At 53.3% G+C, this 12257-nt stretch carries 17 protein-coding genes and 1 pseudogene; 8 read left to right on the top strand and 10 right to left on the bottom strand.

What is annotated here, in order from left to right; translation table 11 throughout:
• Positions 1 to 24 precede the first annotated feature (24 nt).
• A pseudogene (locus tag LU684_RS22905) lies at positions 25 to 357 on the bottom strand (Y-family DNA polymerase); the annotation flags it as partial.
• A complete protein-coding gene (locus tag LU684_RS22910; protein WP_121757937.1) occupies positions 347 to 778 on the bottom strand; it encodes a LexA family protein in 432 nt (143 codons plus the stop codon). The pseudogene LU684_RS22905 and the gene LU684_RS22910, both read right to left, overlap by 11 nt.
• A gap of 156 nt (positions 779 to 934) precedes the next feature.
• Here LU684_RS22910 and LU684_RS22915 point away from each other — a divergent pair, with 156 nt between their 5' ends.
• Positions 935 to 1435: a hypothetical protein gene (locus tag LU684_RS22915; RefSeq protein WP_134630322.1), complete on the top strand. Its 501-nt coding sequence runs from the start codon at positions 935 to 937 to the stop codon at positions 1433 to 1435.
• Between the two features lie 64 nt (positions 1436 to 1499).
• Here the strand turns inward: LU684_RS22915 and LU684_RS22920 are convergent, their stop codons facing one another.
• Positions 1500 to 1919, bottom strand: coding sequence for an AsnC family protein (locus tag LU684_RS22920; RefSeq protein WP_121757916.1), 420 nt, complete (start codon positions 1917 to 1919; stop codon positions 1500 to 1502).
• A gap of 191 nt (positions 1920 to 2110) precedes the next feature.
• Here LU684_RS22920 and LU684_RS22925 point away from each other — a divergent pair, with 191 nt between their 5' ends.
• Genes LU684_RS22925 through LU684_RS22940 form a run of 4 tightly spaced genes read left to right on the top strand, consistent with a single transcriptional unit; the run spans position 2111 to position 4790 of the window.
• Positions 2111 to 3718, top strand: coding sequence for a DNA sulfur modification protein DndB (locus LU684_RS22925; protein ID WP_134630323.1), 1608 nt, complete (start codon positions 2111 to 2113; stop codon positions 3716 to 3718).
• 52 nt (positions 3719 to 3770) lie between these two features.
• On the top strand, positions 3771 to 4184 hold the full coding sequence (locus LU684_RS22930; protein ID WP_134630324.1) for a hypothetical protein: 414 nt from the start codon (positions 3771 to 3773) through the stop codon (positions 4182 to 4184).
• Between the two features lie 31 nt (positions 4185 to 4215).
• Complete coding sequence (locus LU684_RS22935; RefSeq protein ID WP_134630325.1) at positions 4216 to 4452, top strand: antirestriction protein ArdR; 237 nt, start codon at positions 4216 to 4218, stop codon at positions 4450 to 4452.
• Complete coding sequence (locus LU684_RS22940) at positions 4449 to 4790, top strand: hypothetical protein (RefSeq protein WP_134630326.1); 342 nt, start codon at positions 4449 to 4451, stop codon at positions 4788 to 4790. The genes LU684_RS22935 and LU684_RS22940 overlap by 4 nt, the downstream gene beginning before the upstream one ends.
• Here LU684_RS22940 and LU684_RS22945 read toward each other — a convergent pair.
• The 7 genes from LU684_RS22945 to LU684_RS22975 form a co-directional block, all read right to left on the bottom strand.
• Positions 4772 to 5719 (bottom strand): tyrosine-type recombinase/integrase, encoded by a 948-nt coding sequence (locus LU684_RS22945; protein WP_134630327.1) that lies wholly within the window; start codon positions 5717 to 5719, stop codon positions 4772 to 4774. The genes LU684_RS22940 and LU684_RS22945 overlap by 19 nt on opposite strands.
• Positions 5719 to 6243: an N-acetyltransferase gene (locus LU684_RS22950; RefSeq protein ID WP_134630328.1), complete on the bottom strand. Its 525-nt coding sequence runs from the start codon at positions 6241 to 6243 to the stop codon at positions 5719 to 5721. The genes LU684_RS22945 and LU684_RS22950 overlap by 1 nt, the downstream gene beginning before the upstream one ends.
• Positions 6244 to 6314: 71 nt before the next feature.
• Positions 6315 to 6563 carry a hypothetical protein gene (locus LU684_RS22955; protein ID WP_102642952.1) on the bottom strand — a complete coding sequence of 83 codons (249 nt, stop codon included), beginning with the start codon at positions 6561 to 6563 and terminating at the stop codon, positions 6315 to 6317.
• Positions 6564 to 6607: 44 nt separating this feature from the next.
• The gene (locus tag LU684_RS22960; protein ID WP_102642951.1) at positions 6608 to 7108 is read right to left on the bottom strand and encodes a hypothetical protein; all 501 of its coding nucleotides are present in this window, start codon (positions 7106 to 7108) and stop codon (positions 6608 to 6610) included.
• A gap of 98 nt (positions 7109 to 7206) precedes the next feature.
• Positions 7207 to 7836, bottom strand: coding sequence for a hypothetical protein (locus tag LU684_RS22965; RefSeq protein ID WP_102642950.1), 630 nt, complete (start codon positions 7834 to 7836; stop codon positions 7207 to 7209).
• Positions 7829 to 8533 carry a nucleotide-binding protein gene (locus tag LU684_RS22970; RefSeq protein WP_014003907.1) on the bottom strand — a complete coding sequence of 235 codons (705 nt, stop codon included), beginning with the start codon at positions 8531 to 8533 and terminating at the stop codon, positions 7829 to 7831. The genes LU684_RS22965 and LU684_RS22970 overlap by 8 nt, the downstream gene beginning before the upstream one ends.
• A gap of 11 nt (positions 8534 to 8544) precedes the next feature.
• On the bottom strand, positions 8545 to 8973 hold the full coding sequence (locus LU684_RS22975) for a hypothetical protein (protein WP_134630329.1): 429 nt from the start codon (positions 8971 to 8973) through the stop codon (positions 8545 to 8547).
• Between the two features lie 246 nt (positions 8974 to 9219).
• Here LU684_RS22975 and mobA point away from each other — a divergent pair, with 246 nt between their 5' ends.
• Genes mobA through LU684_RS22990 form a run of 3 tightly spaced genes read left to right on the top strand, consistent with a single transcriptional unit; the run spans position 9220 to position 12254 of the window.
• Positions 9220 to 9522, top strand: coding sequence for a plasmid mobilization protein MobA (mobA, locus tag LU684_RS22980; protein WP_009682506.1), 303 nt, complete (start codon positions 9220 to 9222; stop codon positions 9520 to 9522).
• On the top strand, positions 9522 to 11735 hold the full coding sequence (traI, locus tag LU684_RS22985) for a TraI/MobA(P) family conjugative relaxase (protein ID WP_134630330.1): 2214 nt from the start codon (positions 9522 to 9524) through the stop codon (positions 11733 to 11735). The genes mobA and traI overlap by 1 nt, the downstream gene beginning before the upstream one ends.
• A 60-nt stretch (positions 11736 to 11795) precedes the next feature.
• Entirely contained in the window at positions 11796 to 12254 is a 459-nt protein-coding gene (locus tag LU684_RS22990) for a DotD/TraH family lipoprotein (protein ID WP_102642988.1), read from the top strand.
• The last annotated feature ends 3 nt before the right edge of the window (positions 12255 to 12257 follow it).

The following is a 12257-nucleotide window of genomic DNA, read 5'->3' on the forward strand; positions in this document are numbered from 1 at the left end:
TTGGGCGTCCACAGTATGCAACTTATTCTTATCAATTGAGTACCGCTCCCATTGGGGCACCAGTGAGGCGATGGCCACGCCAACGCGGTGACTCAATTCGCCATACAGGGTGTAATTGCTACTGAAAACTGCGACGTCGTTCTGTTCGAGGAAGCCGCGCACCTTGAAATACGGATCGCCCATCTTCAAACCGAGGGCTTTAGCCTCGTTCGTACGAGCCACAATGCAGCCATCCGAGTTGCTTAAGACAACGACCGGGCGCTGCCGGAGCTCGGGTCTAAAAATTCGCTCACAGCTGCAGTAGAACGAGTTGACGTCCACCAGGGCGAAGATAGGTCGGGAGCTGTCAGCACACATGCTTGGTCAGGTCCCAGGTTACGACCCCAAACACATCAATCGAGCCGTACTGATCAGGGGTGATGGTCTTATAGTTGGGGTGGGCCGATTCTAGTAGCCAACGATCATCGGGGGCCTTGGCCAGCCGTTTCACCAGCGGCTGGTTATCCACGTAGGCCAAAACGATCTGGCCAGTTCTCGCCGCGATCGATCGGTCTACAATTAAAACACCGCCGTCGTAGATTCCCGCGTCACGCATGCTTTCGCCCTGGACACGCACAATCCATACGTGCGGCGCCCGAATATTCAGCAACTCATCCAGGGAGATCGGCGGCTCGTAGTAATCAGCTGCAGGGCTTGGAAAGCCACCTGCAGCCGTTCCGGCGAGAACCGAAATGAGCTGGCTTGAGTCTCGAAGGGGCTGAAGAGATACGACATTCATAGTGGCACCGATTTGATACTGTTTGCATATACAGTAATCCAGCAATTGCTGCACGACTAGCGTCGGTTAGACAAATGGCGTCTCCTGCAGCTGACAGTTCCCGAGATTTCCGCCTATAGTGCCCTAACAGATATATGTTTTAGCAGTGGAAAAGCTATGCAAGTTCTCGAGAAAGAAAGGCTGTTACAGATCTATGAAGAGGAGATAGAGGCCGCGTATGCCGAGCTCCTTGATGCGTTTATGAACATGCTGACGCTTGGGGTAGGGGATCCCAGGTCTATGGCTGGTCGATGCGGCGCACGAGTTGCTGCAGCGCACAAGCGGTGCAAGCGAGGGTTAGTATTTTCCGAGCTGGTGGTTGCTCGTGATGCGGGCTTAGATATAACCCCTACGGTTGCTGAGCATGTGTGTGAACGGCTGATCGGCCGTGGGGTAGATTTCCGAAAGGCGCTAACATTCTTTGGCACGCCTGGCCGTACTGCAGCGCAAAAATCTGACGTGGTCCAGGAAGACATGGCCAGTATTGAAGCGCAGCTGTCTCCGCAGGTGAGTTTGCTCATCTACGAGATGTCGGTGATCCGTGAGCGCCACAAGGAAGAGTATGGTGACCGAGTCGAGGCAGCGGTTAAAGAGCTCCAGGGCACTTCGGGGGCCTAATGCATAGATGTTTTAGATATCCTAAAACATATATGTTTTAGGCCATAAGCAGGCAACCGTCTCGCTAGGGGAGGACAGGCTTCGCACAATTCAGTCTCTTGCGGCGCTGGGCTACAGCTTGTCTGGAGCAGCCGGCGCGGCGTGCAATCTCCGCGTTACTTGTGGTTGGGAGAAGATGATCAAAATCCTCCAATTTTTGCCCTTGGCGTGGTTCGTAAATATCCACCTGCAATAGCCGTCGGCGGCGGCCAATTTCGTACGCAGTGACGCAGAATATTTTTGCCAGGGCTACATCCGACATAGTGCCCAAGAGCGGGTCATAGGGCTTGCTGATCGCTTTGTCGTCCGAAAATGGTGGAATGCCTTTGTTGGCCCGACGGATCTGGACTGCATTCGTAGTCGTGCCCGCCAGGTAGGCCACAATGCGGTCGTAGCATTGGCCAAGAAGCCAATCGTAGGGTTCGATCTTGGAGTATTTGGGCATCGCCGCTTCCAGGCTGGATGTTACCGTTTGAAGTGCTTGAAGAAGCGCACGGTAGCGCAGTGGGAGAAATAAAGCCTAACACATATATGTTTTAGCTTTACCGCCGCGCCACTGCCTTTGAAAAAAATATGTACATACGTACGTACGTATATTATTCTTTGCTCATTCTCACCAGGTAATCGGAGGCTGGAATGTACGACGCAGTGATCGCCAAAGAAGCGTGCTCCCTTGAGACACAGCGGTTTGTACCGGGGGAGGTTGTTTCGATTCACAGGGACGGCACAGCGGCTCGTAATGCCGCGGACAAAGCCAACAAGCGCAAAGGCGAGTACGGCCTTTTTGTGGCGGTTCACTCAGAGAGCCTGGTGAAGAAGGGGGACTTGCGCGAAGACCTGCTGAATCAACATGAGCTGAATGAGCGCCGTGAGTATGGCAAGCGACTGATGCGAGCAATCTTGTCCGATGAGCTTACCGGTAAACGAAACGTAATGGCTGACGACGCTGGATATCACCTGCAGCATTTAGGTATCACTTTGGAGGAGCTCAAAGAGTGGTACGAAGAAGAGGTTCGGGCAGAACATCTTGAGCAACAGATCCGCTCTCAGGAGCATGCACACTTGCGGGCAAGAGGGTTCGAGGCTCAAAAAGCTATCGACGAGATTCGTAACCAACCCTGCTTTGCTGTACCAGCCGTGCGTGGTATCCAGGCTGGGCAGGAGTATTTTCTCGCCCAGATTCCATACCCAATCCTGGCTCGCCTGTTTGTTTTCGACGAAGAGGAAGCCGTGCCTGCGGAATTGCGCGCTCAGCGTGCGCTGAACAAGAAACGGGCTGAATCCATCAGTGAATACATGCTCGACAACCGGGACACCTATGTACTGCCAGCGCTCACGGCGAGCGTCGACAAGGCTATGGCTTTTGAAGCGCTTGAAGGCATCGAGCAACTAGGCACGCTACACATTCCCATGAGCGCCACCATGCTGATCAATGACGGACAGCACCGGCGCCTGGCTATCGAAATGGCACTGCGCAACGATGAGACGCTGCGCCATGAAACGGCGCCGGTACAGATTCACTTTGACCAGGGCCTGCAGCGCTCTCAACAGATTTTTGCTGACATCAACAGCAAGGCGGTGAAGCCTTCTAGCGCGATCAACGCGCTGTATGATCATCGCAATCCTTACAACACCTGGCTCCAAAACCTCCTCACCCAGTTGCCTGCGATCAAGCGCAAGATTGACTTCGAGAACGGTACTCCGGGCATGCGTTCGTCCAAGCTCTGGAGCCTGATTGCGTTCAAAAAATTCGTGACGCTGCTCACGGGGCTCAGTGAGAAAACCATCACTGGCCTGAGTGATGATGAGCTAATGGACTGCGCCGATCTTGTGCGTGAGTTCCTCGAAGGTTGCGAGAAGTACATTCCGCAGTGGGGCAATATGGTATCCGGCAAGATCGCAGCCTCGGACGTTCGTGAGAATTTCGTCATCGGACACGCGGTCTTCCTGGAGGCGCTCGGGATGTTCGGTCGTGAAGCGCTGTTTTACGGTACGCATCTATCGCCTCAAGAGAAGAACGCCAAGGTCATTGACCCAGGCAAGGCCAAGTGGCATGTGTTGAGACCGCTCGAAGCGCTTCAACCGTCAAAGAGCGACGGCATGTGGGAGAATCGGTGTGTGGTATTGGGCAAAATGCAGAAGACGGTCGACGGGACCAAAGCTACTGCCGCTCAGCTGCTTTCGATTGCCAACATTCCTATGCCGGAATCGCTGGCCGAATTGCACCAGCGCATCATCAAGTGAGTACACCGCCGCGAGGCGCGTAGGCGCCTCGATCACACTTCAGGAGATCGATATGTTTGTAGGAACAGAAAGGCTGATACCGGTTGGTACTGTGCTGGTGGCTGTAGTTGCTGCGGCTTTCACGCACGGTGTGCTGCAGTTGCTACCGGAAGTAAGCTTTGCCGCGCACGCCTGGATGATGCTCGGGGTGCTGATTGCGGTCGGCATACTCGGGACAGGTCTCTGGTGCGAGACCCAGCCTGATGGTATTGGAATGATCACTGCCATAGGTGTTCTACCGCTGGCCGTTGGGGCGATCTGGGGAGGGCTTTGGCCTGCGATGACAGAGTGGGGAGCAATCGGCCTCGCGTTTCCAGGGCACACGCCACCGGTTGCTTGGTGGGCCTCGAGCGCGGTGAAGTGGGTAGGGCTCGCAGCGATTCTGGGTGGCGGGTACTACTGGCTGTATCGGAAAAATTTCCACTAATCCCGGACTGTATTGTTTCGCGGAGGAATTCATGGAACTAGAAATCAGCACCCTTCAGAAGACAGCCCAGAACTGGCGCGATAGCAACCAATGCAATCTTGGAGGGATCGTCCTGGTCTGGAAGGGGACCGTATACGGTTGGAAAAATGAGTTGCGCGACCCTCAGCATGAGCAGCCAGGGGCTATCGCAGTGGATCCAGCCGGTCAGGTGTTCATCGCTGAAGGGGGTGATGCCTACAACGGTGCCACGCACTGGTCGCCAGTATGAAGGAGCTCGAAGAAATGGAGCGGAGGTGGCTCGCGGCCGATATTGCCAGGAAAGTTGCGATGCGCGCTGCGCTACGCGACCGGATGCTTTGGCGGGACCAGTTGGTCAATGTCGTTTGCGGTGCAATCAAGGCTGTTTGCATTACCGTCGCACTCGGCATGGTGAGTAAGCAAATCGGCTTGCCTACGGACATCTCGCTAACGTTCGCAATGTATGTTACTGGCCCGTTTCTGGCTTTCAATCCATGGGCATTCTTCTGGCGCAATCTGTTCCGTGAACGTGCGAACGCGGCGCTTGATGATGCCCTGGATAATCCGCGTCAATATTTGACCTTGTAGGTCGGCGAGTCCTCCGGCCGCTGGCCACGCCGATCGTAAAGCCGCGTCGTGCTGATATTGGAATGTCCCAGCCAGGTCTGGACCTTCGCGATATCAGCCTCGTGCTCCAAGGCATTGGTTGCTGCAGTAGCTCGCAGCCCATGCACACCAAGGCCAACCACCACAATGCCGGCCGTTTTGGCCCAAAACCCGATGATCGAATAGATTCCGTTGGCCAGCAAACGCGCCCCTGGCGTCCGCCCGCGAACGGAGCGAAACAATGGGCCCGTGGTCCGCTCCCCATCCGCTTCCAGGTACTGGTGGATCCGCTCTGCAGCCACTGGATGGAGCGGCAGGTAGCGTACCTTGCGACCTTTGCCATGCACTTTCAAATGACGAACGCCGCGGCGTTCCTGCAGGTCGTCGACATCCAACATAGCAGCCTCCTCACGACGCAAGCCGTGGTACAGGAGAACCGCCAGCAAGGCTCGATCGCGAAGCCCCTTCACGGTGTCCAGATCTGGAGCATCAAGCAGTGCCTTGGCCTGGTCGTCGCCCAGCGCCGGCGTCTTACCTTCATTGCTCTCATTTGGAGGCCGCTTGACGCCATGGACGGGATTGCCACCCGCCACAGCGTTACTGTCCAGCAGGTGATCAAATAGGCTGGTCAACGCCGCAAGCTTTCGCCGGATGGTTGCGGCAGACAACACTCTGCGCTCGAGGTCAGCTCGCCATGCTAAAACATGGGCGCGTTGAACCTCTCTGAACTGGTCCGGATGGACAATGCCGACGAAAGCGGTGAAATCGCCGATATCGATGCTGTAGGCACGGCGGGTCTGCGGATTATCAATGTTGGCCAACCACTCGGTAGCAGCTGGCACCTCAGATAGAGCCAGGTACTGCGCTTCAGTAAGTTTGCCAGGCTCCCTGGTTACCAGAATGTCTTTCATCAGCGCATCCGCCGTCGTCTATTAGGCGTGCTGGTATCTGCAGGATCGACAGGCTTCGCATTCAGTAATCGCTCCCACCGTTGAGTTTCCGCATCCATCTCATCTTCACCGCGGATCTCAGAGGCAATGGAGCCACCAGACTTTGCCAAGACAGATTTTGCCTTCGACCAAAAGCCTAGTGCAGATCCCCAGATATGAACCGGCACGATCGGAACCCGATGCTGTTCATGAAGGACTTTTAAAGTGGCCAGGCCATGACCATTTGCGCGGTGCTGATCGTCCACATCAATCTTGTGAACGTACACGCGGTCGAGGTTCGGGTTCAAACCGTATTCGATGCTACCCACGCGCGTAGCGCCGGCGTAAATGCCAGCGTAAATGGTCGGAGACGGATAGCCAAATTGGAGCGGGTGCGAACTCTCCCGTTCAGTCACCAACTGAACGAGTTGTTCGCACTTGGTCGTTTTTGGGGATTTACGGCGAGTGTGTTCGAAAAAATCACGCAGAGGGTCAAACCAGTCCACAGAATCACTCCCTGTCAAAAATTGGTGATAACGTATTTTATCACCAATTTATGAACGCGGGGGGAGGGAGCCTATGCAGCGCTCAAGCGCGCTTGAAATGCTTCCATTTCTTTCACCGTGCTGATGTCTGGCACAAGCCTTGGACACAGGTTGAGCTGGGCCGAGATGTAAGCCAGGGTCCGAACACGCTCAACCGAAGTGTTCATGGCTTTTGCAACTCGTTTGGCAGCACCAGGTCGGTTCAGGGCGCAATGCGCGGCCTCCAAGATTTCGGCAAGCAGGTCTTCATCGATCTGTCTAAGCATGTCTTTCAAGTCCATAGGATCCATCCTTCAGTGATTGAGCAATGAGTGCAGCGAATGCCCTAGAGGGCGGTGATTTCCGCATTCATAATGCAGGCCAAATCAGCGCCAAGCTGACGTCGAATACGAGCAATCGAGGTGTCACTAGGAGGCGCTTTATAGAAGGAAAATTCTGGTGAGTTCGAATGCTGCAGGACGATCAGATGAGTCTTGCCGAGACGCTTCAATCTCCGCAGCTGGGCAACTTCATCGATCATCTGGGTGATGGCCATGTCGAGCCATTCTGGCGCTTCAGTTGGCTCATCCATAGCGTGCCCTTGGAAGGTCAATTGAAGTTGGTAGCCTTGCGCTTTCAACTGCGCAACCAAGTTCGTTTGCTGAGCAGAGTCGATTTCAACCCGTGTCATGCCGCCATCGCCATTGTTGGATACAAGACCAAGCATTTTTTTGTGGAGATAGACTTTGCAGGACCACGCTAGGCCTCTGGATGTCTCGGATTCCTTGTAGCCCTTGATGTCCAATCCGACACTGCGATAGGCCTTGATGTTTGAGTACGATTCCATAATTGACCTCCGTATTGACGTACACTAATTATACATCGCAATTCCGTATTGTGTGTATTATACGGAATAAATGGGCCAAAAAAATAATGGCCCACTCGTCATAGCACAAACACCAGAGATAGCAACGATAAGGCCAGCAATAGCCCAAATAACAAGATAGACTTTATTGTAGGCTTTTGTTCTATGAATGTTGCTCCTAGTAACCCAGCAGAAATAATGGGGAGAAGCCACCCCACGGGGGCATTGAGGATTATCGTGACGATATTGAAGAGTGGTCCCCTTGCCGAGCCAATTTGAGCCCAATAAGGAACCTGCCCGCTGCCAAGCACAAACCCAACAGTCATGCACAAGCCTGCAAAACAAAGAAGCGCGAATAAAACGAACCCCCAGGCTCTCCATCGAGCGGCATCAGCAACTTTCAGCGCAACAGCTTGACTAGCTTCGCTTACAGCAACGGACAATGTGGAGAGCGCCTTTTTTGTTTCTGCGTCTGCCATCTCGGCAAACAATGACTTATGCTTGTCAACTTGTTTGTCAACCTGCCTGGCAATCAGCTCTGGGTACTTTGCATACATCGTGTCGTAGGACTGCAAGGCCATTAAGATTAGCCAGAGCGAATCATTGTTATGCAGGTTCAATGCATTTTTAACCCTATAGAGATCCTGCACCTCTTTATCAGAGGCTTGCCTGCCCAAGAGTTTCTCAAAAGCTACCTCAATATCATCCATTGATAACCTCCCCCATCACCTTATTCACATCGCGACGCCACCTGGTCAGTTCAGCACGATTTCCAATTGGTAATTCTTTCAAAGCTTTCCCGATCGAAAGTCGTTTGCTGTACAAATCATCACTCACCCGGTCCGCCAGGTCTGGGAGCATCAGTGACTTTCCGCCTGCGCCCTCGATGCTTTCCCTTATATTTGAATTGTTGTAAAGCTCAAACTTGATTTCATCACCGAAGTAAGCATTTCGGATCACATGGGTAGTGGATCCTGGCAGCGCCTCTCGATATTCCTTGAGCAGTTCTAAGCTGTCTCGTTGTCGGTTGATCACCCAGAGAGTGATGAGTTTCCGGTTCAGTTCACCGAGCGTGCTGTTCAACGTTTCTCCGTACGCAGCTACGCCTTTGTTGTTCCGTGCTGCTGTGTTGACTACCACAACGTGATCGCGGAATTCGTCGCAGACGTTGACCAGGTCAATCCAGCCGTTTGCGTCGTCCAGATCTATCAGCCTGCACTCTATTTCGTCTTTATACATCTTCCAAACATCTGGATTGGAGGTATCCGATTCAATCAGCAATACCTTGCTTCCAGCTTGGATCAAAGTGTCAACCAAACCTATCGTAGTGAAGCTTTTGCCTACGCCGCCTTTGCCACCACCGCTGACGTAGATTTGACCTACCTGGGAAGTCGACTTTTCTTTCATAGGTTTGCTCCTCAAATGTCATCCGTATCTGTTTTCGGTTGGAAACCGGGATTCCTTTCGCGTGTTACCCCGGTTGTTACCTGATGCACACCCTGAACCGCCTTAGCGCCGGCCTGAGTGGATGTTTCTTTCCCACCTTGGCGATCCTCGCTGGAAGCCTTAACCCGAGCCTTTGGCGTGCGCCGGGTTTTGCCTCTCACAGAACCCCTCGCCCTAGTGAGATAGCTTTTCAGCGTTGTCTCCGAAATTTGCATTCCACCTGCTGTCAAAATTTCGGAAATCTTTGCCAGGCTGTAGCCGCGTGATTGCAGCTCTTTTATCGATCCTTGCATCATCTCGACTGCTTTCAGCTTTGAGACCGGCTTGTCCGGTTGCTCTACCTCTGGCAGGTTTTCGAGATCGCCCATGAGCTTCTCGATTTGCGAAATGGTGAATCCCATTTTGCCTTCCCCCTAACGTCCTCTATGCCCTGATTCTATGGGCATCCCTTGCGTAGTCAAGTTCCGTACGATAGCCTTGATACGAAATGAGGTCTACAGTTTTGGACAGGGTAGGGTTTGTACTCCCGCCATAAATGGCGTCCGTCCAACCGGCATCGCTGGCAGTCGTTTCACTCCCTTGCGATGCCTACCACCCTGCTCAGGGCTGCGCCCCGAGACCCCTTGGAAAACCTGAGGATCCTGCTTATGAGTACCAGTGAGCAAAGGCGTCGCACCGGTCGGCTACCACCTATCCGGTGCTTCGAGGATGAAGAGGAAATCGTCCGTGACAAGGCGAAGGACTGCGGCCAGAGCGTGGGTCAATTCATGCTCGCAGCTGCGCTGGGGAGACGCACAAGGTCAAAGGTGGAGGGGCATATCCTCAACGAACTGCGGAGGCTCGGAGGCCTCCAGAAACACTTGTTCAATGAAGGCGGTGGGAAGCTTTCAAAAGAGTACGCACAGATCCTGGTGGCGTTGAAGGCTGCTATCGAAAGGATCGGTTCGTAATGCTTGCGAAGGTTCCACCGAAACGGGCCGATGGGAGCTCAAGCTTCTCGGCGTTGGTCGACTACGCGACAGAACGTGACGAAGAAAAGGAGACACAAACGGATGAGCTCAATCCAGGCCACACCCGAAGAGACGACTCAATTCTTGAGTCTGCTCGAGAACATATCGAAAGAGCAGCAGACCGTTTGCGAGAGATTGGACGAATTGATGCTGCAACTCAAAATGCCATCCGAGAACGTGCTCGAAGTATTGGAATTGCTCTTGATTCCAATGGGCGTCGATATCAACAGGATCAACACCCAGTTCCAGTCCGCATTGACGAGCCTGGACCCATCACAGAACGAGGGGTAAACGCTGATGGACATGAAAGCCGTCTTGCCGTTGCTCAGCACCATCTTGCAGCAGCAGCAAACCATCTCCGACAAGCTGTTAGAAATCATCCTGACTTTGCGGCAAGAGCAAGATCCCGTGGAGCCAACCTTGCGTTTCATGCTGCAGCCGCTCAAAGAAGGGATGCAGGAGATGAGCTCAATGCTATCGCCGAGCTCGAATCCGGACTCCTCCTCGGAGCACCAGTAAGGGAAGTTACACGTTCCGGTGTATCCTGCCAGCACAACTGCTTGAGCTTGGCGACAGCCGCGGCAGAAATGAAAGCAGTAGCGGCTCAAAATTCACGTGTTAAGGATCCTGTTTACCATGTCATCTTGAGCTGGCCACAATCAGAGAAACCAACTGATGATCAAGCTTTCGATTGCGCTCTGCATGCGATGGATGCGGTTGGTATGGGGGGGCACCAGTATGTGTTTGCTATCCATCATGACACGGACAATGTTCACTTACACATGACGGTGAATCGGGTTCACCCCGATTCGTATAACGCGGTGTACCCGGATAGAGATTATTTCAAGCTCGATTATGCAATGCGAGAGCTTGAGCTTCGCTATGGTTGGACTCATGACAATGGTCCCTACAGTGTCATAGACAAAAAGGGATCACCTGAAATTGCCTGGTCAGCGCCTAAACCCAAATTCCAAGGTAAACAGCCTACTCGTGCTGCGGATATGGAACGTCATCTTGACCAGGAAAGTCTGCACACTTATTCTCGCGGTGAACCTCGCGATGCAATTGCAACGCTTCTGAAAAAGAAAAGCCTTACCTGGCAGAAACTGCACGCGGAACTGGCGCGATATGGATTGGGGATCAAGCCCAAAGGTCGCGGCATGGGTATTTATTCGCTTGAAGAACAGAGCTTGGTGCTTATCAAAGCAAGCGACATGCACGAGGCCTTGTCTAAGGCTCGTTTGGAAAAGCGTCTTGGTGACTATGAGGAGCGTAGAGTCTCACAAGAGCTAATGGCACTTATGAGTTACGACAAATTCGCAAGTCCACGACGGAATCCCGAAGATCGTCAGCATCGCCGCTCTGAGCGGGCTAATTTGCGCAGGGCACTACGTGCCCGATACGAAGCCTATCGGACAAAATTTGTATATCGCCGAATTGATAAAGAGTGGGTCAAGCAACAATTCAAACGCGTACGCGATGACTCTAGGCAGCAGCGCCTGGATATCAAATTGCGTATCAAAAACCCAAAGGATCGAAAAGCATTTTACAGTATCTTGGCGTTCGAGACACTAAGAGCTAGAGAGGAACTGAAAACTAAGATTTCAAAAATGCGCGCAGATTTAAAGAATGATCCTTCTAATAAAAGGCTCAGTTATCGTGAATGGGTTGAGCAAGAAGCAGCCACCGGTGATCCAGGGGCAATCAGTCAGCTGCGAGGTTTCACATATGCCGAGAAACGCGCAGCGAAGGCTGAAGGAGCTAACGGTTTCGCATTTGCCCGCGATCTCGATCCTAAATACCAGTCGATCGATGGAATGCTCGGTGTAGTTAGGAGAAACGGCACTGTCATTTACCGGCGGGCCGCTGGCGATCCGGGATTTGTAGACCTTGGGGGCCAGTTCAACTTCCCTGGTCAAGCGGTTGACAGTGAGCTGATCACACGCGCCTTACGCGCAATGCCGAACACGGCACCAGCTGGTCCGTTGCGGATCACAGGGAGCGCCGAATTTAAGCGCTCACTGATCGAGGCTTTGGTCGATGAACGGTATAGCGGTGCGCTAGCAGATCCAGAGCTCGAAAAATTGCTGCGTGAGGTCAAGGCCGAGCGGGACGCACAGCAGAGGTCAAGAAGCGGCTTGCGGGGGGGATAGTGTTTGCTTGTGTGCATTCCGTATTATAGTATCTATACGAAATCAACGGAGGGTTTGATAATGGCCAACACACGTTATCCACTGGCACTGGTTGCCCTGGCTCTTGCACTTGGGGGTTGCGCATCGAAGAAACCGGACGAATCGGCCCAGCAGCTGATCGACCAACAGATCCTCGAAGCGTCACAACGCATTGAGATGGCTCAGGCCGACCTATATCAGCAGGGCGCGATCAATAGCCGCGTAGTGATGCGACTACCGTCGACCATCGTGGACGACAAGCAGCGTGTGTCGCTCAAGTGGCAGGGCGATGCAGTAGAACTGTTAGCAGCCTTGGCACGAGATCGTGGGCTTGAGTTCTCGTTCATGGGAGTGCGTATGCCGCTGCCGGTCGACATCGATGTAAACAAGGTGCCCTACGACACCTTGATGCTGATGATTCGCTCCCAGGTTGGCTACCGCGCCAATGTGACCCAGACGCCTGTGAAGTTGGAACTCCATTACAACCGGCCTCAGGCCTGAACT

The sequence above is a fragment of the Pseudomonas sp. NMI542_15 genome (genome assembly GCF_021283425.1).
Classification (GTDB): Bacteria; Pseudomonadota; Gammaproteobacteria; order Pseudomonadales; family Pseudomonadaceae; genus Aquipseudomonas; species Aquipseudomonas fortuita.